The sequence below is a fragment of the Methylomonas sp. 2F7 genome (assembly GCF_057126975.1).
Window position 1 is genome coordinate 4201617 of the sequence record NZ_CP195203.1, and the last position, 25080, is coordinate 4226696.

Consider the following 25080-nt stretch of genomic DNA (forward strand, 5'->3'; position numbering starts at 1 on the left):
GCCGCCCAAACTCGGCTCCGCTAGGCAGGTTTCCGAGTATTTACATCCGTTCGAGAACTAACTTTTTGGAAAAAAATGATGAAACAGAAAGCTATATACGCCGCGCTATCCGGGCTCTGCATATTGGCGGCAGGTAGCGCCCAAGCCCAGTTGTTCGACCGCGGCGGCGGCCTGATTTACGACAGCGAGCTCAACGTTACCTGGCTGGCAGACGCCAACTACGCCAATACTAGCGGCTCATATAATCCCGGCAAAATGAGCTGGCAAAACGCCGTGGCCTGGGTGGAAGGCCTAAGCTATGCGGACAGCGTGCGCGGCAGCACCTACAGCGATTGGCGTCTGCCGACCTTTCACGACCTGGGCGCCCAGGGCTGCGACTATGGTTACAGTGGCACAGACTGTGGTTACAACGTCGATTTGGCCAGCTCGGAACTGGCGCATCTGTTCTACGGCGATTTCGCGAATAAGGGGTACGCCGATTCGCGCGGCTTGCCCCAACCCGGCCACGGCCTCGTCGACGACCCGTCCACGCCCAATGACGAAAGCCTGTTCAGCAACCTGCAATCCTTCAGCTATTGGCTAGGCAGCAGCTATTACAATGATGCCAACAAAGCCTGGTATTTGAGCACCGCCACCGGCATGCAAAACTACATCAGCAAGGGCAACCAATTTTATGTTCTGGCAGTCCGCAGCGGCGACGTAACCGCGGTGCCACTGCCCGGCGCTGCCTTGCTCTTCGGCAGCCTCTTGGCGGGATTTTCGATCAACGCTTCCCGCCGCAAAATCGCTGAGGATTTCGCTAAAAACAACTTCCCGAAATGACTTTTCCCGCCAAACCATTCGTGCTGGGCTTGCATGAATGCAGGAGCAATAGCCGAGAACCCAATCGAAGCATGAAGGTTTGGGGCGAATGATCTCGGAAGCAATCTGTAGTAAAAAGGGCGAATCAGCCAAAACCCGTTACTGAACCGATGAAATTTAAATCACCACTATTGGCCGTTTTGTTGCTCTCGCTGAGCGGCTGCGCCGCCACCATCCCCGACATCACAACGGCAGAAGTCACCGGCCAGCAGGTGGAATTTGCGCTTAGCAAGCACCAGACTGTACCGGTCATCTTCGAAAACGGACTAGGCGGGACTTTCGAGTATTGGACAGAAATTTATCCCACGATAGCGAGCGATGCCACGGCCTTGGTTTATAACCGCGCCGGCTACGGGAATAGCGCAGCGGCGACAACGCCAAGGGACGGCCGGCATATTATTGAAGAACTGCGCGGTTTGCTTGCCAGCCAGGGTCTAACGCCGCCTTATGTGCTGGTGGGGCATTCGCTGGGCGGTTTGTATATGCAATGGTATGCCCGGCATCACCCACAGGACGTGGCGGCCTTGATTCTGGTTGATTCGACTCACCCTGCTCAACTCAAAGGCGCCGGGGCAATCGAAAACTGGCCGCTCTGGGTGCGTTTGCTGTTCGATTTGATGACATCGGCAACTGCCGAACAAGAGCTGGCGGCGCTGGATCTAACCGGTGACGAAGTATTGGCCGCCCCGCCCTATAGCGGCGGACCGATCATAGTGCTGAGCGCTGCGCAACCTCTGGAGGACACCTCGGAGTTGGCGCTCGATGCCAATCAAAAACGCAAGGATATTGCGCAGCTATATCCAGGGGCAATTCAACGCTGGGTAGATAGCGGCCACGTCATTCCGCTGGAGAAGCCGGAGTCTATTATTTCCGCGATCCGCGAAGTCTTGTTGACCACGCAGCCGAATTCCACTAAGCCCAATGCTGTAACCAACAAGCCCTAAGCGGGATCTGCCAATTAGTAACTCAACCTAGGTTTTCCTTTTTGAATCAATTTGCGCGACCGGCAAGGATAACGATACAAATAATTACTTGGAGGGGTTAAGGCGCCTGAAGGTTGCGGAAATATGCTGCAACCTTCAGGTTTAGATAACGGCTTTGCCCAACACAGACTGGTTGCTCGCCTTCTAAATTAGCCTACCGGCTTGGGTAAGCTTATTTACGCAGGCGCTTATAAGCATTGATCAAGCCGTTGGTGGAGCTGTCGTGGTCGGTGACAACGTCTTCGTTTTTCAGCTGCGGCAGAATCGCCCGCGCTAACACTTTCCCCAATTCCACGCCCATTTGATCGAAGGAGTTGATATTCCAGATCACGCCTTGCACGAAGATTTTGTGTTCGTAAAACGCGATCAGGGTGCCCAAGGTTCTGGGAGTAAGTTTTTTGAATAAAAACGAGTTGGACGGTTTGTTGCCTTCGAAAATTTTCGAGGCAATCAACGCGTCATCCAGATTGGGCTCATGACTCAAATCCTTTCTAACCTCAGCCTCGGTTTTGCCGCGCATCAAGGCTTCGGCTTGCGCCAGAAAGTTGGAGATCAGGATATCGTGATGATCCGGTAAATTGTATTGGCTTTGCGCAGCCGCCAAGAAATCGCCGGGAATCAGTTTGGTACCCTGATGAATCAACTGAAAAAAAGCGTGCTGGCCGTTGGTGCCGGGCTGGCCCCAGATAATCGGGCCGGTGTTGTAGTCGACCTTGTCACCGCTGATCGTGGCGCTTTTGCCGTTGCTTTCCATATCGCCCTGCTGGAAATAATCGGCGAAGTATTTCAAGGACTGGGCGTAAGGCAGAATCGCGTAAGTTTCAGCTTCGAAGAAATTGTTGTACCAGATACCCAGCAAGCCCATGATAACCGGGATATTTTTTTCGAATGGCGCGCTACGGAAATGTTCGTCGGCAATATGCGCGCCCATCAGCAACTCTTCGAAATTGTCCATACCTATGTAAAGGGCAATCGACATGCCGATCACGGACCACAAGGAATAGCGGCCACCGACCCAATCCCAGAACTCGAACATATTGTCCGGGTCGATGCCAAATTCTTTCACCTTGGTGACATTGGTCGAGATGGCCACGAAATGTTTGGAGATATGCGCGGGATCGACAGCCGCCTGCAAGAACCAGTTGCGCGCCGAACGGGCGTTGGTCATGGTTTCTTGCGTGGTAAAGGTTTTTGAGGAAATCAAAAACAGCGTGGTTTCCGGGTTCAGCGGTTTCAGCGTTTCGACGATATCGGTTTGATCGACGTTGGAAACGAAATGGGCTTTCAAACCGTCTTTACCGTAGGGCGCCAGCGCGGTATCGACCATTTTCGGTCCCAGGTCCGAACCGCCGATACCGATATTGACGATGTCGGTAATGGCTTTGCCGGTGTAGCCGGTCCAGGCGCCTGAACGGACTTGTTCCGTAAATACCCGCATTTTTGCCAAAACTTTATTGATTTCCGGCATGACGTCTTCGCCGCGAAAAAATACCGGCTTATTACTGCGGTTGCGTAAGGCTGTATGCAAGACAGCACGTTTTTCCGTGGTATTAATAATGGAACCGGAAAACATAGCTTCGGTCTTAGCGGAAAGCTCCGCGCGGCTTGCCAATTCAATCAACAAAGGCAACGTTTCTTCGGTAATTAGATTTTTAGAGAAATCGAACAGCAAATCGTCAAATGTCACGGAAAACTTGTCGAAGCGTTGCGGATCTTTATCGAACGCATCCTTCATGCAAAATTTGCCGGCAATCTCGCGGTGATGTTGCTTAACGGCATTCCATTCGGCAGAGTTTATTAATTTGGACATATTGTTGTTATTTAATTAACCGGATAGGGGATATTTCAGTAGACCTGAACAGGCAGAGACAATTTAAAGGAATGATTCATAACCCCATTATAAGGATTGTCTTTGATTGCTGACAAAAAAAATTACAGCTTGAATCGATCATCTCAACTACGGCACGATAGCCTTTCTTTGGCTAGGGCGATGTGCTAGAGTTAGGCGCTGTTTTGATCGAAATCAGGCAGTTACGTTCGCCAATGATTTAAACACGTTCATGTATAACCACATGAAAAATAATAAAAACTACAGCATTTATTAACACGGGAAGGGTATTTATGAGAAGCTCTCGCATATTAAGAAACGGTTTACTGGGCTTGTTGGGCCTGATTTTTTCATCAGCAGTATTGGCGCACGGCGGTGCGGCGGGTACCGATACTGACCAATGTAAGTTCGAACTGGAAAAAGACCACTGGATCCATTACACCGCTTACCAGCCTAATGCCTACCCGGCGGAAGAGTTCTGCGGCAATATTCCCGATGTCAATACATTGACTCAATTGGTCTTCGACTATCAAGACCAGCGCTATCGCGGCATGGCTATCGAATTTGAAGTGACCAAAGAGCCGGAAGGTAAACGGGTTTTCTTCCAAGCAGCCGAAAAACACAAATCCGGCACCGTCATATTGAACCTGCCATCAGGCGTACAAGAAGCCGGCAAACATCTGATCCACATCACGCTACTGCAGGATAACGGCGAAAGATTGGATGCCCACATGAGCTTTAAAGCCGGCGCAGGTCAACCGACCAGCAAAGGCAGCTATGCCTTGTATGCATTGGTGTTGTTCGCTGGCTTGTACATTTTTTATCTGTCTAACGCCGGCTTTAAACGCAAAGTCGACGAGATGATCGGTAAAGCCAAAGAAATCTAAAGAAACACGCCGCAAGAATCGTTATTCCGCCTATGCTGCGCGGCGGAATAACGTACTTTCCGGCAGCCTTGTCAATCAGAACTATCGCGGCATAATCGACGCTATACATAACGCCCCTTCGAGGTAATGCAATAATGGTGAAATTCGTATCACTTGCCACACTGGTCTGTGCCTTGTCTGTTAATACTGTGTCCGCAAAAGAAATCCAGGATCACAATCAGATGATGAATCACGGCGACGGTCATTTGATGGATATGGATGGCGGCATGGTCATGGGCCAAAACACCGACACTCTGCCCGGCGGCTGCGACAAAATCGCCGCGACCAAGGAAATTACCGTGCATGCCGGACACAAATATTCCGAGAAATTCCCCGGCACCATGTTTGCGTTCGACCAGCAGGAATTTCAGTTCGAACCTTGCACCAAGCTAACAGTACATTTCATCAACGATGATGATATCCGCCATCAATGGATGATGCATGGCTTACCGAAATATTTGTACCCGAAAGGCATGTTCCATTTGGAAGTTAGCGGTCCCGGCAAAGTATCCGGTACCTTGATCCTGCCTCCGGGAGACAAAACCTATTTAGTGCATTGCGACATCGCTCAGCACATGGAAAAAGGCATGAAAGCCCAATTGAAAGTCGGCAAAGGTAGTGAAGACTTACCCAGCATTCCTGGCGTAACCGCAGCGATTTTCCCGGACGATTACAGCGGCAAACCTTATGACCCCGTGCTTGATGCGCCGGCTCCCAGCAGCACACCTGTGGCAACCCCAGCAGCCGCGGCGGCCCCCGCACCGGCTGCAGCAGTCGATGATTCAATTATTTCCGGCACCACAGTGATCGGTTTAGCTATCGGCTTTATTGCCGCGCCTTGGTTGGCAAAACGTTTTAAAGGCATGAGTGCCGGCGAGATTATCGCCACCGTGCTGGAGCAAGTCGCGCATGGCGTTGGCTATGTCATGCAATTGATTGGCAGGCTGATCAAAATGGTATCCGGCAAAAACGTCATCGCCTTACCGGATAAATAAAGACTAAGCAAAAAGCCCCTGAAACAACTGTTTCAGGGGCTTTTTTTATGAGCCAAACAAATGCAGTTAGAATCGCTCGGCCCTTTGGGACTATTTATCAGCGCCTTCATCTCGTCCACTGTTGCACCGGGTGGTTCGGAAGCGATCCTGGCCTATCTGGTTAACAGCCAACAGCACTCGGTCAGCCAATTGGTAGCCATCGCCACTATTGGTAACACCTTGGGCGCAATGACGACTTGGTGGCTAGGGCTGTGGGCCGCCAAAAAATATCCCGCCGATGCTTTAGCAAAACAACATCAAAAATCATTAAACACCGTGCGCCGCTGGGGCAGTTGGGCGTTGCTATTTTCCTGGCTGCCGCTGGTTGGCGACGGCCTGTGTTTTGCCGGCGGTTGGTTGCGCCTTTCGATACTGTCCTCGCTGTTAGCGATTTTTTTAGGTAAAGTGTTGCGTTATATCGCCGTCGCCTACGCCTTCGTATAAATCATGAGTTTCTTTTCCTTACCGCACTTCCCCGCCGCCAATATCGTCGCCAAGCACCACAAACGCGATTATCAGATTGCCGCATTCACTTTTGTAACCACCACCATCTGTTTGACGATGGACGGCTTCGTGCCGCAATTCATGCAATATGTGTTGGCATTTTTTGGCTGGCTGTTCTTGATTGCCTGGTTGCGCGGCGAATGCAAATATGTGCGCACCCAAGTAGCGGTGGCGGTGACGTTTGCGGTGATCGGCGAGTACTTCGCATCCGTGTATATGAAAGGCTATATCTACCGCTTCGGCAACGTCCCCGCCTACGTGCCCGCCGGCCATGGCTTGGTGTATCTCACCGCGGTGGCACTGGGTCGTTCCGGACTGTTCCAGAGACACGCCCGCCGCATTGCGGTTTTCGTTGTTGCTGTCTGCGGTACCTGGGTCGCTTGGGGCCTCAGTGGCATTGGGCGCCTAGACATTATCGGCGCCGTGCTGTTTGTGGTGTTTTTGGGCTACTTATTCAAGGGCCGTTCGCCTATGGTTTACTTGGGAGCGTTCTTTATCACGTCCTGGCTGGAAATCGTCGGCACCAGCGCCGGCACCTGGGCCTGGGCAGAGATCGATCCAGCCTCACACCTGCCGCAAGGCAACCCGCCCAGCGGCGTTACCGCCTGGTATTGTTTGGTCGATGCGGTGGCTATTGCCGGCGCGGGGCCGGTATTGCAGGCCTTCACCAAAACCGCACTGGTGTTGCAGCGGCAGCGGGCCTGACAAGCGCCAAACCAGCTAGCCCCTATTCCTTCTTTTTAGCAATTACTACATCACAAGCATGTAGTAACAAAATAGTTGCCCAATTGCGCTTATGACCGTTACAGTAAGCCATGCTCATCGAATTCGATCACGCTAAAAGCGATAAAAACCTGCGGGAACGTGGCTTAAGCTTTGAACGGGCCGACGAATTCGACTTTGAAACCGCTGTCTATTTGATCGATGACCGGCGCGACTATGGCGAAATTCGCTGGATCACAATTGGTTATCTCGACGATAGACTCCATATTCTGTGCTTTGTATATATTCCCGATGGCATCCGGGTGATCAGTTTTCGCAAAGCTAATTCGAGAGAGGCTCGCAAACATGGCAAATCCCTTACCCTTGACTGATGCGGATGGTGAAGTCCGTGAATTGACGTCCGACGATTTTAAAAACGCATCAACGTTTTCCGAATTGCCAGAGTCGTTACAGAATGTGTTGCGCGGCAGAGGCAAACAACAGGCACCAACCAAGGTTTCCACGACTGTTCGTTTTGACGCCGATGTCATCGCTGCTTTCCGCGCGACAGGGAGCGGCTGGCAAACTCGGATGAACGACGCTTTGAAAGAATGGCTCAAGGAACATTCGCTGGTTTGATATCAAATGGCTGATTAGCAAAATTTGCCCGGCATTTGCAATCGCACGAATTTGAAACATCCCATTCCTCCGATTACGCTATCGCCAATCGGAGCTACCAGTTCTGGGTTTCACTTTATTTGACCCAGCCTAGCCTTCGGTTCCACATTTTGAATCGCATTCAAGCGTACCCGGTCACCTACTCGAATCAAGCCGCCGGCCAAAATCCGAGCCGTCATCCCGCCGTGACCGCGTAGCGCGTTATAGCTTCCCAAGCCCAATTCCGCAGCCATTTTCGAGCACGGATCGCAAGGCCCGGTGACTTGAATAATCACCTCATCGCCCACCGCCCATTCCAATATCGCATCCGGGAACGGCGAGCGCATACCGATAAGATTGAGCCCCGAAAACACGAGATTGCGCCGCAGTTGAGTCGGCTCTAATTCCACGAGGCCACACCAATTGGCGACAACAGGTAAGTGTTCGGCCTGAAACAAAGTCAGTTCCCGTTTTGACGATTGCCTGCCGGAACGCGCAGCGGTTGCCCGCCGGTCGCCCAGCAATCCTCTCCCAAGCTCTGCGCGGGCTTCATCAACCACAACCGCAGGCTCGCCACGTGCCGGACGGATGATAATTGCTTCGATCCGGCCTTCTGAAGCGAATTGTTGGGTGAGATCGTGGAGAGTCATGATTGGGTGGGGATTTGGTGCGTTTAGCTCTGTAGGCTGGGTTGATACCCAGCAAAACGCCTTCGGTGCTGGGTTTCACGCTGTTCAACCCAGTGGTCCTAAAAGGGTGTGCCGACGTTAGGAAGCGCATCTGTCGCGACAGATGCGCTTCACTTTGTTCAGGACATCCTTGGGGCCCTATGCTGAACGGCGACTGCGAGCCACAATGCCCGCCAAGGCAGACCCGAACAGCCAAACAGCGCCAGGTACGGGCACAGAACTTGGCACCACATCGTAGCTTACCGAACCGATACCGGTCCACCATGGGTTACTCCATTCGATCAAGTAACCACTAGTTGATGTCAAGTTGCTGAAGCTGAATAGATTCGATAAATTGTTTACACCAATCAATCCGGAGAATTCATACACCGGAACTGCCACACCCAACTCATAAACTTTGACGGTTTCAGCTCTTCCTGCTGCACTTCCAGACCAAGACCCCAGCCTAAAGCTGTTCAAAGTTACGCTACTACCGCCGACCGAAGCAAGTTCGATCTGGGCTTTGTCACCACCAGAACTATCACCGAACCAAGCGGCAAACGGAAGCTCATCGTAACCACTAGGCCAAGTTTGCAGACTACTAGTATAGACTCCGCTTGTGTTGTAATAACGAATAGACACATCCAAACCAGATTGGTCTCCATAGGATTGGCTGATATACTGATTGCTTTGACCGGTTGGAAGCAAAGGGCCCAACCCTTTGGCATCGGCTGCGGTAATTTGCTTCGTTGTATAGTTAAAATCAAGCACTGAAGCTTGGCTAGACCATGAGGTTAAGACGCACGCAGCGCCAAATATAGCTGCAAGCGAGTGAGAGCTTACTTGTCGGCGCAATCTGTTAACTGCATTAATCGTTGGTTTACTGTTTTGCATGGATATCTCTCCTGTAAAAAAATTCGACATTGACTACGACTGTCCAAGTCAAGAAATTACGGACGTTTAGGAAATGCATGATGAAAAGACACTCGTCGCTATTACGTCGCCCGCCTTAAGCTGTTGACCAAAAATCCCAAGCATTTACTGGGCCAATAGTAAAAAAGCAGCTGACCAGTTAGTTTTATCTAACGATAGCGCGCCTGAGTCATGGGCAACTGACAGTCAAAAAACACGAAAAATCAATCAGATATAAAAGCACGACTTTCTTGCAATAGCCTAATCCGAGCTAACCGTTCTTTATCTAAATCGCCTAACAAGCCAACCTTGCCGCTATCACAGCTAAAATCTGATTTAAATGTAAATTTTTTCGACAAGATACATTTCCCAAGCAGTGCCGGAGTAATTTACTCTAGCGCTCGCATCGAGTGCTTTCGATGAAGAGCGGCTACATTGCCGGTTAAATTCCAGTCCGCAGCCAATTTACGGTTAAAATAAGGTTTTAGAATTCAACCCAAGCTCATCCAACAAAAACATGGAAAAAACCTATTCCCCGCACGCTATCGAACAACGCTGGTATCAACTTTGGGAAGAGAGCGGTTATTTTGCCGCCAAGCAAGATGGCGAGTCGTATTGCATCATGATTCCGCCGCCCAACGTCACCGGCAGTTTGCATATGGGGCATGCGTTTCAAGACACCATCATGGATGCGCTGACCCGTTATCACCGAATGAAAGGCTACAACACGCTGTGGCAACCGGGCACCGACCACGCCGGTATAGCGACGCAGATGGTGGTGGAACGCATCATCAACGCCGACGGCAAAACCCGTCATGATTTAGGCCGCGAGGCGTTTATCGAGAAAGTCTGGGAATGGAAAGAAGAGTCCGGTGGGACCATCACCCGCCAATTGCGGCGGATGGGTTCGTCGCTGGATTGGGAAAAAGAGCGCTTCACGATGGACGACGGCATGTCGGACGCGGTGCAGGAAGTGTTCATCAAACTGTACGAAGAAGGCCTGATCTATCGCGGTAAGCGCCTGGTGAACTGGGACCCGGTATTACACACCGCCGTTTCCGACCTGGAAGTGTTATCGGAAGAAGAAAACGGTTCGATGTGGTACATGCGTTACCCGCTGACCAACGGCACCGGCCATTTATTGGTGGCAACCACCCGCCCGGAAACCATGCTGGGTGACGCGGCAGTGGCGATACATCCCGATGACGAGCGCTATAAACATCTGCTCGGCGAATTCGTCGAACTGCCGCTGACTGGCCGCCGCATTCCGATTATTGCCGACGAGTACGTCGATCCTGAATTCGGTACCGGTGTCGTCAAAATCACCCCGGCCCACGACTTCAATGACTACGAAGTCTGGACTCGCCATAAACAAATGTCAGTGATTGCCGATCAACCGCATGGCGGCTTAATCAATATTTTTACCGTCGATGCGGCGATACACGGCAACGACGACGGCTTTCCTATTATTCCTGAGGCCTATATCGGCCTGGACAGATCCGAAGCCCGCAAGAAAATTGTCGCCGATCTGGACGCCCAAGGCCTGCTGGAAAAAGTCGCCGATCATAAATTGATGGTACCGCGCGGCGACCGCACCGGCGCGGTGATTGAACCGTTATTGACCAACCAGTGGTACGTGAAAATCGCCCCGCTGGCTAAGCCAGCGATCGAAGCCGTCGAAACCGGCGCAATCAAATTCGTACCGGACAACTGGAAAAACACCTATTTCGAGTGGATGCGCAACATCCAGGATTGGTGCATCTCCCGGCAAATCTGGTGGGGTCACCGCATCCCTGCCTGGTACGACGACCAAGGCAATACCTATGTCGGCCATTCCGAAGCGGAAATCCGCGCCACGCATGGCCTGGCCGCCGATTACCCATTGAAACAGGATGAAGACGTACTGGACACCTGGTTCTCGTCGGCGCTGTGGCCGTTTTCGACTTTGGGTTGGCCGGAGCAAACCCCGGAATTGGCGAAGCATTACCCCACCAGTGTATTGGTCACCGGTTTCGACATCATTTTCTTCTGGGTGGCGAGGATGATCATGATGGGCTTGAAGTTTCAAGGCGAAGTGCCGTTCAGGGAAGTTTACATCCACGGCTTGGTGCGCGACGCCGAAGGCCAAAAGATGTCCAAATCCAAGGGCAACGTGCTGGACCCAATCGACATCATCGACGGCATCGCTCTGGAAGACTTGGTTGCCAAACGGGTGTCCGGCATGATGCAGCCGCATCTGGCCAAGAAAATCGAACAAGCCACCCGCAAGCAATTCCCGGATGGCATTCAATCGTTCGGCACCGACGCGCTGCGCTTTACCTTTGCCTCATTGGCTTCGACCGGTCGCGACATCCGTTTTGACTTGCAACGTACCGAAGGCTACCGCAATTTCTGCAATAAATTGTGGAATGCGGCCCGCTATGTTTTGATGAATACCGAAGATCAAGACAACGGCATCGATTGCGCTGAGTGTACTTACAGCCAAGCCGACTTGTGGGTTCTGTCACGCTTGAATCGCACTATCGCTACTACTACCGACGCGATTAACAACTACCGCTTTGACCTTGCCGCGCAAGCCATCTACGAATTTACCTGGAACGAATACTGCGACTGGTATCTGGAACTGGCAAAGATCTCGCTGCAAAGCGACGATGAAACCTTGCAACGCGGTACCCGGCAAACGCTGTTGCGCGTGCTGGAAACCGTTCTAAGGTTGGCGCATCCGATCATGCCATTCATCACCGAGGAAATCTGGCAACGGGTTGGGCCTTTGGCCGGCGTTACCGCCGCCACTATCATGCTGCAGCCTTATCCGGAAAGCGACGGTGAGGCGATCAACATAGATGCCGAAGCCCAAGTTCAGTGGGCAATGGACTTCATCCTCGGCATCCGCAGAATACGTGGTGAGATGAACATCGCCCCCGGCAAGCCGCTGAACGTATTACTGCAAAACGGCAGCGCTACCGACCAGGTCTACCTGAAAGAAGGGGAAAGTTATCTGTTGAAACTGGGCAGACTGGAAAGCATTACCTGGCTGGCAGCGGACGACAACACACCAGAATCGGCCATTGCATTGGTCGGCGACATGAAAATCCTGATCCCGATGGCCGGCTTGATCGATAAGGATGCCGAATTGTCACGACTGGAAAAAGAAATTCAGCGCATCGAAAAAGAACTACCACGCATCGAAGGCAAACTAGGCAATGCTGCGTTTGTCGACAAAGCGCCGCCGGAAGTGATCGAGAAAGAGCGCGAGAAACTAGCGGGCTTACAATCATCCTTAAAAAGCCTGAACGAGCAATTCGCCAAAATCAAAGCTTTGTAAACATATGACCCCCACCGGCACCGCGCAAAAGCCACCGCAAACTCTGGACGAATGGACAGAGCTGCTCCGCGTGCAGGAAATGCCGATCTTCTCCAACACCGCGCATAACATCTACGCGGCGTTGGACGACAGGCACAAGGGGGCCATTGAGCTGGCGACGGTGATTCTGCAAGACCCTAATCTCACCGCCAAACTGCTTAAGGTCGGCAGCAGTCCTTATTACAACCCCTCCAAGCAAAAGATGAGCACCGTATCGCGGGCCATTGTCGTGCTGGGTGCAGAAGTAATACGGGAACTGACCCTGGCCTGTTCGTTTTTCGAAGCGATGCTGTCGTCCACCAACAAGGACAGGGCCAATCGGGAAATTGCACTGGCTCTGCACGCTGCTGTGCAAGCCAAAGACTTGGCGCTGAGCATGGGCGACACTTCGCCGGAAGAAGTGTTTATCGCGGCCCTACTGCACAATATCGGCCATATTGCCTTCTGGTGCTCCGGCAATCCGCAATCCAAAAAAGTCCACGAACTGATAGAAAAAAGCGGGCTGAACAATCGCGAAGCCGAGAAAAAAATACTGGGTTTTACCTTGCAGGACTTGGGCAAAAAACTGAGCAAATCCTGGTGCCTGAGCGGCTTGATCGAAGAAGCCATCGCCAAACCGGATTCCGCGGAGAGACGGGTGCAAATGGTGCAACTGGGTCATCAGATCTGCGCGGCGCTTAAATCGGGCAAAGACTCGGAAGCAATGCAGGCTTGTCTGGCAAAAGTTGCTGAATTTTCCGGCCTGCCGCCGGCAACCCTAAAAGCCAAGATCGACAAAAACACTTTGGAAGCGGTGCACATTGCCCGGCAATTCGGCGCTAACGACGCCTCCAAATTCATCAGCACCGAAGCTATCATCGCCAAATTCGAAGACGCTGAAGAGGAAAAGGCCGATAAGAAGCAGCTGCAATTTCAAATTTTGCAGGACATCAGCAGCCACATCAGCGGCCAGATCGATCTGAACGGCCTATTTGAAATGGTGTTGGAAGGCATACATCGCGGTGTGGAAATGGACAGAACCCTATTCATGCTGCTCAGTCCGGATAAACAGACGCTAAACGAAAAATTTTCCCTGGGCTGGCACAAAATCGCGCTCGACCAAAAAATCCGCATATACAATTCCGAACCCTCGGCAAACTTACTGTTTCACGCCCTACAACAGCAAGAAGGTGTCTGGCTGTTTCCCCAGCAACATCATGAGCTTTACACCGCGCAGATCCGCCAGCATATCGGCGAATACGAGTGCTTCGTTTTCCCGGTTTATGCGGAAAAAAAGACTGTCGGCCTTATTTATTGCGACCACTCTATTCATGGACTACCCTTAACTCGCGAGGATTTCATCGCAGCCAAGCACTTTGCCAAACAAGCGCATATCGGTTTAACCCTATACTGCATGAAAAACCACTAATCCATGTCAGACCATCAGCTTGCCAATTTACAGGTTTTTCTCGTCGAACCGTCCCATACTCAGCAGCAGATCATCTCCCACTTTTTACTCGACTGCGATATAAACGATATTACCTGTGTGCAAAGCGGCGCCGAGCTATTCGAACGCTTACAGCACTCCCGCCCCGATCTGATTATCAGCTCCATGTACCTGCCGGACATGACCGGCGTGGAATTGGTGCACGCACTGCGCAACGACGATGCCTCGTATGAAATGGCCTTTTTGCTCATTTCCAGCGAGACGAATATCAAATACCTTGAACCGATCCGCCAGGCCGGCGCGATTGCCATATTACCCAAGCCGTTTACCCGTCAGGCCTTGGAAACCGCCCTGCATTCCACGCTGGAATATGTTCGCCCGGAAAAACTTAACCTGACGCACCTGGATGTCGAAGACCTGCGAGTACTGCTGGTGGACGACAGCGAATTCTCGTTGAAATATCTCACCAGGGTTTTCGAAAACATCGGCATCTACCAGATCGTTACGGCTCATGACGGCAAACAGGGTTTACAGATATTCAATCAGCAGTATTTTGATCTGGTCGTTACCGACTACAACATGCCGGAGATGGACGGCTTGCAGTTGATAGACCATATCCGCAATCATCCCGAGCGCGGCTCGGTGCCCATTCTCATGGTCACCAGCGAGCAAAACCAAAATCGCCTGGCGGCGATAGAGAAATCCGAAGTATCAGCCATACTTGACAAGCCCTTCGAAGCCACTTCAATCAAACGCCTCCTGATTAATTTGCTCAATTGAGCTAATCTTGTGTGGCGAGCGAATACCACACAACATGCGCGGCTATCGCAACCCCGGATCGAAGCAATGTCCGATGCGCTCATGATCAAGCTCATCCGGTTTTCGCACAAAATATGCCTGGACTGACCACCAATAGCCCCAAATTAAGGTACGGAATATGAAGCCGACTATCACGCCTAACAATAACGAAAAAAAACTCGCGGATGACGATTTTATCGTTTCCAAGACCGACACATCGGGGCGGATCACTTACGCTAATCGCATTTTTATGGAAATCGCCGGCTATCCGGAACACCAATTGCTGGGCATACAACACAACATCATCAGACACCCGGATATGCCGCGCGGCGTGTTTAGATTCATGTGGAATACCTTAAAAGCCGGTGACGAGTTTTTCGGGTTTGCCAAAAATCTATGCCGGGATGGCGGATATTATTGGGTATTTGCCAACATTACACCGGACTATGACAAAGACGGTAAATTGCAGGGTTACTATTCGGTGCGCCGTAACCCGCCCCGTAACGCACTTGGGGTCATCATACCGATTTATCAGGAAATGTTGGCCATCGAGAAACGCCATTCAGTTAAAGATGCCCCGGATAAATCGCTGGAATACCTATTCGACGTGGTTCAGCAAGCCGGCGCTAAAAATTACAATAGCCTGGTGTTAAGCCTGTATAAACCCAACGGAGTGTAAGCCATGAATTCAAACGCCAATATTCCGTTTTTAAGAACCAAGCTGAATTATGCTGTGGCAACCATTATATTTTTCACTGTTGCCGCTTTCATCGACACGCTTATTACGCATGGATTTTCCTGGCTCATGCTTGGCTTGCTACTGCCGTTACCGGTGGTGGCCTTCGATGCCTGGCACGCCGGCAAACAATGCCTGCTGGTCTTAGAGCGGATCGAAGAAGTGTTAAGACACACTAATCAAGGCCAACTCTATCATCGCGTCACCAAAACGCGCGGCATGGGCGAAGTCGGCAAGATAGCCTGGGAGCTGAATGAGACCCTGGACATCATGGAGTCTTACTTCAAAGAAATGAACTCTTGTTTTAAACACGCCGCAGAAGGCAATTATGACCGTTATGCGCTGGTTGACGGCTTTCCAGGCATACTGAAAAAGTCGGCGAAGAATATGAACGACGCCATCAAATTAATGGATGAAAACGACAAACTGACGATCAAACGGCGTTTATCGGCAGGCCTGCATGCGCTCAACACCAACAATCTGCTCAACAATCTGAAAGGTAATCAAAGCGACTTGCTCAATATCACCGAGCAAATGCAGAAGGTAGAGAATATTGCTGTGGAAACAGGCGAGAACGCCAACGCCAGCCTATCCGCCGTAGAAACCATCAGTAATTCCCTGTCGGACATCAACTCCAATGTGCATTCGGTATCGGATGTAATCGGCGCGCTAATTAACGACAGTAAAAAAATCACCGAATCCTTATCGATGATTACCGGGATTGCCGATCAAACCAACCTGCTGGCCTTAAACGCCTCGATAGAAGCGGCACGCGCCGGCGAGCACGGCCGAGGCTTCGCGGTGGTCGCCGACGAAGTCAAAAATCTCTCCGAACACACCAAGAACGCCGCACTTGAGGTGTCCAGAACCCTCAAGTCGTTCAATAAGCGGGTTGAACAAATGCAAACCGAAGCGGAAAGCTCCTCTGCGCTTTCGCAAGAGATACTGGCGCAAGTCAATTCCTTCCGCCAACAATTTTCCAATTTATCCCGGTCCGCAAAGATCTCGGTCGATTACATTTCTTATGCCAAAGACAAATCTTTCGGCGTCCTGGCTAAACTCGATCATGTGGTCTACAAACAAAACGGCTATGTGGCCGTCGAAACAGCCAACGAATGCCCTCATCACCAAGCCATCATGGTAGACAACCATAATTGCCGCTTAGGAAAATGGTATTACGAGGGACTGGGTTATGAAAAATTCCGCTCGACCAGCGCTTACGCTAAATTGAATCAACCGCATGCCGATGTGCATAGGACTACACAAAAGGCTTATGAAGTTTCTCGCGACAAATGGGTGGATGATCCAGGCATGCTCGATGAGATCATTCGGCAAATGCAACTGGCCGAGGCCGCCAGCGCCGAGGTGATGCAATATATCGATGCAATGGTGGAAGAAAGACACAAAAACGTATAGCACTCAGCTGTACCGAATCGTCGCAACTTCAGTGGCTTCGGTGCCAAGCGCCGGCGTTGCGTCATTCCTAATCTCCCATAAACCCCCTATCTGCGTACCCACAGGGCATAAAGGAGACGGCCAAGCGCAGCAAAAAGCCTGAACCAGCCTAACTTCCCAAATATTCCACCGTCACTTCCGCCAATCCGCGCATGCCGATCTGTTCCGCCGCGCCCTGGGACAGATCGATAAGTCGATTAGCTTTGAAAGGCCCCCTGTCGTTGATCACCACATCCACGTAACGGCCGTTACGCAGATTGGTCACCCGAACTTTAGAGGGAATCGGCAGCGTTTTATGCGCCGCCGTCATACCCCGCGGATCGAAGCGGTCACCATTGGCAGTAAAATTACCGGACTCTGCGCCATACCAGGAAGCCAGGCCCTGCGCCTTGTAACCCAACGCGCTGTGCATGGGTGAATAAGTTTTACCTTTAACTTTGTAAGATTTAGTGTAAGTGGTCTTGGTAGTACCGGGCAGCATCGCTTGATCATCATTGCGTTGCAGCGTTGGAATACCGGAACAAGCACTAAGCAGACTAAGAAACATCAGCGGCATAACCGCGCGCCATCGCCGCACGTTGAGGCTAAATCGGCTTGAAAAAACCGATACCGTATCTAAAAACATAACTGTTTCTCCGCGAGGAAGACTGCTCAAACAAGCAGTCTTCAATGGATTGACTTGAAAAATTCAGAAGAGATTGCCGAGCTGGTTTGACTTGACGGATTGCTCAGTTAACTACCCGATGGCCACGTTGGCGTAGGCAGTTGTTATAGGCATTTTTATAGCGGTCTTCGGATTGAATACCTTGTTTGGATGCTCCGCCGATACCGCCGGCAGCCGCACCGATAGCCGCACCTTTTCCAGGGCTGCCGAGCACAGCACCCAAAGCGGCGCCACCGGCCGCGCCAATCAGACCGCCAACGCCGGCGCCTATCGCGGCTTCCTTCGCGGTGCCACCGGACGCTTGCGATGCCAATTGCTGGCACTCATGCATATCCTGATTCAAGCGATAAGAGTTCTGGTTATTGTAAGTGTCGACGGTTGGCGCCCAACCGGTTTGCGAAGCGCAAGCCGATAACAACAGACAAGCAGCAGTGACTGAACAGACTGTGAGCTTCTTCATTATCTATTCATCCCATTGCCAATCCACGAACCGGCCGCAGCACCAATACCGGCCGCCAATGGGTCGCCCCGACCCATTTCATAACCCATAGCACTGCCCACCAAACCGCCAACCAAGCCCTGCGGAGAACGCTGGTCGTAACCACCATATCTGACGGGCGGGGGTGACGGTGGCGCGTAATAGCGCTGTTGCATGGGCACGTATTCTACTACTCGCTCGGGCACGTACACGCGCTCCACCGGGTAAGCCGGATAATACTCGCGGCCGTAGCCGTGCTCATGATGATGGTGGTGCCGATGATGGCGATGCTCGCCCCAATCGTCGTCGGCCAAAGCCATTGACGAAAACAACAAACCGATCAACATGATATTTGTCATTCTGAACATATACGACTCCTTGTTGGGAAATTATTCAGTTGCGGCAAATTCTAGGGAGGCTGGCTTAAAACAGAATTAAGGGCAGATTATGATCGGATTAAGAATATCGCCGCGCCGACTATTAAACCGGCCCGCAAATATTGTCGCTCCCGCGTAGGCGGGAGCCCAGTTGTCACGGTGGATTCCCGCTTCCGCTGGAATGACGGTACCAGGAAATTTTAGGGCTTGGTTAACAGTCAGCTAAGCAAGGAAATCAGTAACAACCCGGACATATTATTGACTGACCTCAATGCCATGATTCGCAATTAACCGGAACGGGCCATATCAGCATGCAGTCGCGCTGGGTTGCAAAACAGTTAGATCTGTTCTTTTTAGCATGCATTCGAAGTTGAAAGGTTTGCTGGTCGTTCAGGCGGATTCAGAGCCGCTGTTCTCTATCTCCTGTCGCTTAAGCAAGAAGATATTTGGTATTTGAAAGGAGATATTGGGTTTCTCGTTAGAACGGGGAAGCCTAATCCTCTGAAACCACCATCTTCCGGAATCCAAACCACTCATCCAAAACCTGGTGCACATCGTCAATCCCGACTTTGTTCAAAGCCGAAAACAACTGCAAGGTCACCACAATATCCGCCTGACTCAAGTCCCGTTGCACCTGTAGTAAAGTCGTCTTGGCCGCGCCGAATTTCAGTTTGTCGGACTTGGTCAACAGGATGTGCAAGGGCAGTTTACGGTGCTCGCACCACTCGACCATTTGCCAGTCGAAGTCGGTGAGCGGGTGACGGATATCCATGACCTGGACGATGCCGCACAGAGCTTGGCGATCATGCAAGTAGCTTTCCATCATGTGCCGCCACTCTTTTTTGATGGCTTCCGGGACTTTGGCGTAGCCGTAACCGGGTAGATCGACCAGTTTGCGCTTCGCGTCGATTTCAAAAAAATTCAGCAATTGCGTGCGCCCGGGGGTTTTACTGACGCGTGCCAGGGCGTTTTGTTGTACGAGGGTATTGATCGCACTGGATTTACCGGCGTTGGAACGGCCGGCGAAAGCGATCTCCATGCCTTGGTCGGGCGGTGCGTCCTTCAGTTTGGGGGCGCTGTTGATGAACTTGGCCTGGTGGTAGATGGGATTCATCACAGTCTCGCTTAGTGTTTATAAATCGGTTAGAATCCGGGCATTATAACGTCCGGCGGCTGACATCAGCTTGCTTAATGTCGATCAACCTTCCTGAGCAGGGGCCCATAATGATAAAAAAATTGCTGACTGTTTCCATCTCTTTGTTGTTGGCAACCGCCGCCGGCCATGTAAACGCGCAAGGTAATGCCAGCGCCAGCGCCGGAAAAACCAAAGCCGCCAGTTGCGCGGGCTGCCATGGCGAAGACGGTAACAGCACGATGCCGGCGTTTCCGAAATTAGCGGGACAGCACCAAACTTATTTGGTTAAACAATTACAAGCGTTCAAGAGTGGCGCGCGCTTGGCGCCTATGATGGCACCATTGGCGGCGGGCCTTGATGATCAGACAATTCAGGAACTTGCCAGTTATTATGCCGGCAACAAAATTTCCACCAATCCGGCGCCGAAACTGCCGCCGAGTGATGACGACGATGCGCCTGCTAAAACACCCGAGCAAGAAAAAGCCGCGCTGGACGCCTTAATTACGCAAGGTAGCGATTTATACCGTAACGGTAATATCAGCCGCGAAGTATCGGCGTGCGTGGCATGCCACGGCCCTTATGCGGAAGGCAATAAGCCGGCCTCGTTCCCGTCCTTGCATTCTCAGCATGCTGATTATCTGATTAAAAGTCTGACTGATTTCAAAACCGGCGCGCGCAGCAATAATCGGGAAAACATGATGCACATGATCGCCACCAAAATGACTGACGAGGATATTAAAGCGGTTGCTTACTACATCTCCACGATGAAATAAGCATTCGTTGTCCGGCGGAGCCGCTGCTCTGCCGGATTTGATCCAGTCCTTAATTCACAAGGATTAAACTCTCTTCCTCATTCATGTCGCAATCTACCGTCCTCGCACTGAATACCGCTATCCCTGACGGCTGGAGCGTAACTAGCCTACCCTTGAAAATTGGGTAAGGTCAGTCTTCGCAGGGGTTTATTGCCGATAGATTGTGGGATTGTCATTTGCTTGAAAGATGCGGTATGACTGCGTGAGAGCTTGACGAAGCGTGGATATGACAAGTCCTTGGCTTGATGGTTGCGCTCGGTTTGTTGTCAAATTGTTTGCGCATTTTAGCGTGAACATGGTTTTTTATCGGGAATACATTATTACGGAGAACGTTGATGTTAAAAATAATCGCATTATTGGGACTGTTGAGCTTTTCTTCTCTGGCAAATGCTGAAGGCGGTTACGAAGCCATAACGCCGGCGCAGCCGGTACAAAATCCGGACAAGATCGAAGTGATAGAATTTTTTTGGTACGGCTGTCCACATTGTTATAGCCTGGAGCCGGCCATGGTGGAATGGCTGAAAACCAAGCCGGCCCATGTTGAGTTTATCCGTCAACCGGCGGTATTCAGCGATCTGTGGGGCAAGCATGCCAAGGCTTATTTTACTGCCGAAGCGTTGGGCGTTTTGGATAAAGTCCATGCCGATCTGTTCGATGCGATTCAAAACAAGAAGCAAAAATTAGTCAGCGAAGACGAACTCGCGAAGTTTTTTGCCGATCATGGGGTTAAGGACGAGGAGTTTCGTAGCGCTTTTAACTCATTTTTAGTCGATGCCAAATTGCGTCAGGCCGAGTCTACCGGTCCGCGTTATGGTATTAGCGGTGTACCTGCGTTGATCGTCAACGGTAAATACAAAGTCACTGCGCAGTCCGCCAAATCCCAAGCCAATATGTTGACCGTTGTTAATCAATTGATAGCACAAGAAAGTCAGAAAAAATAAACGGCCAACTAACGAATTGCCGCACAAGGACGTGAGGGGCGAATGCTGATTGTAGGATATTCTTCACAAATTCAACGATAGTCTATAATCAAGCGACTAAGAATTTCAGAATTAGGGCACGTTTCATGGTTTTTTTTAAAAACAAGGATGAGGGTCCGGACAGGTGGAAGGAAAAATACCTCAAGCTGTTGGACGACCAGGAACACACTGAAAAACAATACAAAGCCAACGAAGAATTGTTGTGCAAAACCATCGTCCGTTTTGCGCTGGCCGTTAAAGGCCTGAACCGGCAACTCGACCCTCACTTAAACCGTATTCGCAATTTATTAAAAAGCGGCCTGCAAAGTCAGCAATTGCAGAAAGAGCTATCGGCATTTTCCAACGCGCTGATAATGCTGGAAGAATCGCCTGAGCCTACCCTCATGGACGCTTCATTGCTGTTCGAGTTTCTTGGCAAGCAATATCCCCGACACTTGGATCAGCTCGATGAGATTCGCGAAAAATACGAAAACCGCCTCTTCAGTAACAATCAGGCCTTTTATCTGGCCCTGTTGGAGCTTATAGAAGACAACAAGCCGCCTGCCAACATTGACTTGGCCTTGGAACTGACCGGGGCAGATGCTAAAGCTATCAATATTCAACTGGTCCGCTTGTTGGACAATGCTGAAATTCCGTTGGTGTTTGCCGAAGATGCCGAAAAGATCAAAAACCGGCTGCATGCTGATCAAGCCTTAGGGCCTATTTTTGACGATACGGTTGCCTTGCTGTTGGCGGTAAAAAAACATTTGGAATCGGAACAGCAGGAGATGGCGGCATTTTTGTCGAAATTGACCGAGCAATTAACCGAGTTAGGTGTAAAAGCGACCGGCGTTAACGCCGCAAACGAAATAAGAGTTAAGAAGCGTAATCTGCTGGATCAGGCCGTATCCGAGCAAATCATGGAGCTACGCGAAAAGTCGGAGAACGCGACGCAGCTTGAGCCGCTGAAACAAATTGTCAGTAGTCGATTAACCACTATCACGCAACAAATTCAAGCGCACAATCTTCAGGAACAACAGGAACGGGATAAGGCCCAGCGCGAAATGCAGATCTTGTCGCAAAGGCTGCGGGAAATGGAGTCCGAGTCTTCTGATTTGCGCTCGAAGCTGGATCTTGCTCAACATCGCGCAACCCGCGATCCGTTGACTAATCTGCCGAATCGGTTGGCATTCGAGGATCGTTTGGCGGATGAGATGGCGCGTTGCCGACGGCATAAATTGCCGATGACGCTGATGGTTTGGGATGTGGATTTGTTCAAGAACATCAACGACACTTACGGACATAAGTGCGGGGATAAGGCCCTGATTGTTATTGCCGAATTATTATTCAAACACTGCCGGGAAACCGATTTTGTAGCCCGTTTCGGCGGCGAGGAGTTTGTGATGATATTGCCCGGCGCAGATGCCAAATCCGCCTTAGTGATAGCGGAAAAACTTCGAAAAACCGTGGAAAAAAGTAGTTTCAATGCGAATGGCAACAAAGTGTCTATTACCTTATCGTGCGGAATTAGCCAGTTTATCGATGGAGATAATAATGAATCGATTTTCAACAGAGCCGATTCAGGCTTGTACCGCGCCAAACAAACCGGCCGTAACCGCTGTGTTGTCGTGTAACCAAGTCGGATAGACATGGCGACTGCTACCCCTTACTCCGCTCCGCTCGATAACGAAAAGTTTTTATACAAGCTGGTCATCCAGCTGTTGATTTTTTGCCAAGGCAGCCACAAGTTGCTGGAGCCGCATCTGCTTGCGATAGGCGCCAAATTGCGGAGCGGTGCGAACTCCCATGAACTACTGTCCGAATTGCAAGCTGTATCTAAAACTTTGTTACACATTTCCAAGCAAGCCAAGCAGGATGTTAGCGCGGGGGAAGACGATGGTCCTGCGTTGCAAAACAACTATTTGCTGGAGCGTTTGGATGAACTGCTCAGCGATGCCGAGGTTCCCTTGCGTTTTCAGCAACAGACCTCGCTGTTAAAGCAACGGGTCAGGGCTAATCTCAGTGAGGATTCGTATAAGAAAGTCATCGACTCGGCGATTACCTTGCTGCTGAATATCAAAGATTACAGCGCATCCGAGCAGAAAGGCATCGATGTGTTTCTAGGCGATTTGAGCGAGAAGCTGGACGAGCTCGGACAAGACGTAGAAACAGCTGGGCAAGCTAATCGAGCATTGATTGATGATCGCGAGATTATGAATACAGAAATTCATAGGCAAGTGGGCAGTCTAAAGGACTCAACACAAGCTGCCGATGAACTTGATATGTTAAAGAACCAGACAGCCGAGCATCTTGATCGGTTATTGGAGCGGTTACTTGAGCATAAACAAATAGAAGATGAAAGGCAGCGGGATGCGCAAGAAAAAATTGAGTTAATGACGCAAAAATTGCAGGAGTTGGAAACCGAGACCGAGACCCTGCGCGTTAAACTCAAGATAGAGCACGACAAAGCCCTAAACGACTCCTTGACCGGCTTGCCGAATCGCTTGGCATACAACAATCGCGCGGAAATGGAATTGAAGCGTTGGAAGCGTTATAAAGCGCCGCTAGCGCTGATCATTTGGGATATTGATTTTTTCAAGCAAATCAATGATACCTACGGCCACAAGTCCGGCGATAAAACCCTGGCTTTGGTTGCGCAATTATTACTGAATAACTGTCGGGAAACAGACTTCGTGGCTCGCTACGGCGGCGAAGAGTTTGTCATGCTGATGCCGAATACTAATGCGTTTCAGGCGCTGGAAATGGCGGAAAACACCCGCAAGATGATTCAGAGTTGCGGATTTAATTCTAACGGCGAAAATGTCAATCTAACCCTGAGTTGCGGTATCAGTGAGTTTAATGAGGGCGATATGCATGACGATGTGTTCGTGCGGGCCGACCAGGCGCTCTATCAGTCAAAACAAGGCGGGCGTAATCGCTGTACGGTGTTCGAGCCATAGTCTTTACTGACGCCCACTTTTTGGCGGTTCGTTTAGACTCTCAGACTATCTAGCGCGAAAAGTTAGTTTTTTAGCGCCGCCCCTACAAAATCGCTCCCCACACCTGAACAATTTGTTCGCTTACTTTCAGCCAAACAGAAATGGGTAACGAACCGATCTGAACGGTGTATTGGCAGTCAGGCAGCGATCAAATATGCCGATTGCCTCATCGCAGGAGATGATTTCCTGCTGACTGTCCAGGATATAGTGGGCTAAATTAAGGATACATTTCCAATGGCGGCGATTGTCGATAAAGCGATAAGCCTGGAGCAACAATTCCTGCATTTTCTCTTCGCGCTGGGTTTTTGACGCGATAAAGTGATCCAGGTAGCTGAGCGCCTTTTCCAAATCACTGTAGCCGCCGTAGTTATGTAAAGCATTGAAACTTATTAGATTAATATTAAAAACTTCGTCGTCGCGAATGGACACGTATTTTGCTTCAGCCAACGGCCCAACCAATAAGTTGACTACATCCGCTTCGTAAGCGCGTTGGCAGGCGTGCTGCTGATTGTCGTCAGATAAGTCGTTAAAGCTTTCCACGACGGCAATCGGCAAGTTTTGGATTAAGTTGCCGTCTACGACTTTCGCAAAAAAATCGTCGTAAGCGTTAACTGGCCGTTTGACATGTATTTCGAAAAATACCGGAGGTAATTGTTTTTGGCGATTGCCAAGATGGATAGCCGCAGCATGTCCGGCTTCATGAAAAGCTGTGCGCCAATTTAGTTCGTTAGGATGCACGAAAGTTGACGTAGTCGAGTAGTAGTTTCGTTCCATAGACAGCGACCTCATCCAGAAAAAAGAT

Annotated in this window: 25 protein-coding genes; 17 read left to right on the forward strand and 8 right to left on the reverse strand. The window is 50.7% G+C overall.

Annotated elements, in window-relative coordinates:
• Positions 1-75 precede the first annotated feature (75 nt).
• Together ACR64Q_RS18950 and ACR64Q_RS18955 are read left to right on the forward strand one after the other, a co-directional pair.
• Positions 76-822 (forward strand): Lcl domain-containing protein, encoded by a 747-nt coding sequence (locus tag ACR64Q_RS18950; RefSeq protein WP_313732725.1) that lies wholly within the window; start codon positions 76-78, stop codon positions 820-822.
• Between the two features lie 149 nt (positions 823-971).
• Positions 972-1805: an alpha/beta fold hydrolase gene (locus ACR64Q_RS18955; RefSeq protein ID WP_313732726.1), complete on the forward strand. Its 834-nt coding sequence runs from the start codon at positions 972-974 to the stop codon at positions 1803-1805.
• A gap of 211 nt (positions 1806-2016) precedes the next feature.
• On the opposite strand, the gene pgi is transcribed toward ACR64Q_RS18955, so the two are convergent.
• Positions 2017-3654: a glucose-6-phosphate isomerase gene (gene pgi / locus ACR64Q_RS18960; RefSeq protein ID WP_313732727.1), complete on the reverse strand. Its 1638-nt coding sequence runs from the start codon at positions 3652-3654 to the stop codon at positions 2017-2019.
• Between the two features lie 311 nt (positions 3655-3965).
• Between pgi and ACR64Q_RS18965 the strand changes: the two genes are divergently transcribed.
• From ACR64Q_RS18965 to ACR64Q_RS18990, 6 genes are all read left to right on the forward strand, one after another.
• A complete protein-coding gene (locus ACR64Q_RS18965) occupies positions 3966-4559 on the forward strand; it encodes a hypothetical protein (RefSeq protein ID WP_020484418.1) in 594 nt (197 codons plus the stop codon).
• A gap of 134 nt (positions 4560-4693) precedes the next feature.
• Entirely contained in the window at positions 4694-5593 is a 900-nt protein-coding gene (locus tag ACR64Q_RS18970; protein ID WP_313732728.1) for a cupredoxin domain-containing protein, read from the forward strand.
• Between the two features lie 60 nt (positions 5594-5653).
• The gene (locus tag ACR64Q_RS18975) at positions 5654-6076 is read left to right on the forward strand and encodes a YqaA family protein (RefSeq protein WP_313732729.1); all 423 of its coding nucleotides are present in this window, start codon (positions 5654-5656) and stop codon (positions 6074-6076) included.
• 3 nt (positions 6077-6079) lie between these two features.
• A complete protein-coding gene (locus tag ACR64Q_RS18980; RefSeq protein ID WP_313732730.1) occupies positions 6080-6841 on the forward strand; it encodes a hypothetical protein in 762 nt (253 codons plus the stop codon).
• 110 nt (positions 6842-6951) lie between these two features.
• Positions 6952-7230, forward strand: coding sequence for a BrnT family toxin (locus tag ACR64Q_RS18985; protein WP_313732731.1), 279 nt, complete (start codon positions 6952-6954; stop codon positions 7228-7230).
• Positions 7205-7477 carry a BrnA antitoxin family protein gene (locus ACR64Q_RS18990; RefSeq protein ID WP_064037249.1) on the forward strand — a complete coding sequence of 91 codons (273 nt, stop codon included), beginning with the start codon at positions 7205-7207 and terminating at the stop codon, positions 7475-7477. The genes ACR64Q_RS18985 and ACR64Q_RS18990 overlap by 26 nt, the downstream gene beginning before the upstream one ends.
• Before the next feature lie 110 nt (positions 7478-7587).
• On the opposite strand, the gene ACR64Q_RS18995 is transcribed toward ACR64Q_RS18990, so the two are convergent.
• Together ACR64Q_RS18995 and ACR64Q_RS19000 are read right to left on the reverse strand one after the other, a co-directional pair.
• Positions 7588-8145, reverse strand: coding sequence for an MOSC domain-containing protein (locus ACR64Q_RS18995; protein WP_313732732.1), 558 nt, complete (start codon positions 8143-8145; stop codon positions 7588-7590).
• Positions 8146-8322: 177 nt separating this feature from the next.
• Entirely contained in the window at positions 8323-9057 is a 735-nt protein-coding gene (locus ACR64Q_RS19000; protein ID WP_313732733.1) for a PEP-CTERM sorting domain-containing protein, read from the reverse strand.
• Positions 9058-9592: 535 nt separating this feature from the next.
• Here ACR64Q_RS19000 and ACR64Q_RS19005 point away from each other — a divergent pair.
• From ACR64Q_RS19005 to ACR64Q_RS19025, 5 genes are all read left to right on the forward strand, one after another.
• A complete protein-coding gene (locus ACR64Q_RS19005; RefSeq protein WP_313732734.1) occupies positions 9593-12400 on the forward strand; it encodes a valine--tRNA ligase in 2808 nt (935 codons plus the stop codon).
• A 4-nt stretch (positions 12401-12404) separates the two neighbouring features.
• Positions 12405-13847, forward strand: coding sequence for an HDOD domain-containing protein (locus tag ACR64Q_RS19010; protein ID WP_313732735.1), 1443 nt, complete (start codon positions 12405-12407; stop codon positions 13845-13847).
• Positions 13848-13850: 3 nt separating this feature from the next.
• Complete coding sequence (locus tag ACR64Q_RS19015) at positions 13851-14645, forward strand: response regulator (protein WP_313732736.1); 795 nt, start codon at positions 13851-13853, stop codon at positions 14643-14645.
• Between the two features lie 157 nt (positions 14646-14802).
• Positions 14803-15342 carry a PAS domain-containing protein gene (locus ACR64Q_RS19020; RefSeq protein ID WP_313732737.1) on the forward strand — a complete coding sequence of 180 codons (540 nt, stop codon included), beginning with the start codon at positions 14803-14805 and terminating at the stop codon, positions 15340-15342.
• Positions 15343-15345: 3 nt separating this feature from the next.
• Positions 15346-16815: a methyl-accepting chemotaxis protein gene (locus ACR64Q_RS19025; protein WP_020484406.1), complete on the forward strand. Its 1470-nt coding sequence runs from the start codon at positions 15346-15348 to the stop codon at positions 16813-16815.
• A 148-nt stretch (positions 16816-16963) separates the two neighbouring features.
• On the opposite strand, the gene ACR64Q_RS19030 is transcribed toward ACR64Q_RS19025, so the two are convergent.
• From ACR64Q_RS19030 to yihA, 4 genes are all read right to left on the reverse strand, one after another.
• Complete coding sequence (locus ACR64Q_RS19030; protein WP_313732738.1) at positions 16964-17479, reverse strand: septal ring lytic transglycosylase RlpA family protein; 516 nt, start codon at positions 17477-17479, stop codon at positions 16964-16966.
• A gap of 103 nt (positions 17480-17582) precedes the next feature.
• Complete coding sequence (locus ACR64Q_RS19035) at positions 17583-17978, reverse strand: glycine zipper family protein (RefSeq protein ID WP_313732739.1); 396 nt, start codon at positions 17976-17978, stop codon at positions 17583-17585.
• Entirely contained in the window at positions 17978-18364 is a 387-nt protein-coding gene (locus ACR64Q_RS19040) for a hypothetical protein (RefSeq protein WP_313732741.1), read from the reverse strand. The genes ACR64Q_RS19035 and ACR64Q_RS19040 overlap by 1 nt, the downstream gene beginning before the upstream one ends.
• A 502-nt stretch (positions 18365-18866) precedes the next feature.
• Positions 18867-19487 (reverse strand): ribosome biogenesis GTP-binding protein YihA/YsxC, encoded by a 621-nt coding sequence (gene yihA, locus ACR64Q_RS19045; protein ID WP_313732742.1) that lies wholly within the window; start codon positions 19485-19487, stop codon positions 18867-18869.
• 110 nt (positions 19488-19597) lie between these two features.
• Here yihA and ACR64Q_RS19050 point away from each other — a divergent pair, with 110 nt between their 5' ends.
• The 4 genes from ACR64Q_RS19050 to ACR64Q_RS19065 all read left to right on the forward strand — a co-directional run bounded on the left by ACR64Q_RS19050 (position 19598) and on the right by ACR64Q_RS19065 (position 24239).
• Complete coding sequence (locus ACR64Q_RS19050) at positions 19598-20281, forward strand: c-type cytochrome (RefSeq protein WP_026602467.1); 684 nt, start codon at positions 19598-19600, stop codon at positions 20279-20281.
• Positions 20282-20655: 374 nt separating this feature from the next.
• Positions 20656-21261, forward strand: a complete 606-nt coding sequence (locus ACR64Q_RS19055; RefSeq protein ID WP_026602468.1) for a thiol:disulfide interchange protein DsbA/DsbL — start codon at positions 20656-20658, stop codon at positions 21259-21261.
• Between the two features lie 125 nt (positions 21262-21386).
• Entirely contained in the window at positions 21387-22913 is a 1527-nt protein-coding gene (locus tag ACR64Q_RS19060) for a diguanylate cyclase (RefSeq protein ID WP_020484399.1), read from the forward strand.
• 15 nt (positions 22914-22928) lie between these two features.
• Positions 22929-24239 (forward strand): GGDEF domain-containing protein, encoded by a 1311-nt coding sequence (locus ACR64Q_RS19065; RefSeq protein ID WP_026602469.1) that lies wholly within the window; start codon positions 22929-22931, stop codon positions 24237-24239.
• A 126-nt stretch (positions 24240-24365) separates the two neighbouring features.
• On the opposite strand, the gene ACR64Q_RS19070 is transcribed toward ACR64Q_RS19065, so the two are convergent.
• Positions 24366-25052, reverse strand: coding sequence for a hypothetical protein (locus tag ACR64Q_RS19070; protein WP_026602470.1), 687 nt, complete (start codon positions 25050-25052; stop codon positions 24366-24368).
• Positions 25053-25080 lie beyond the last annotated feature (28 nt).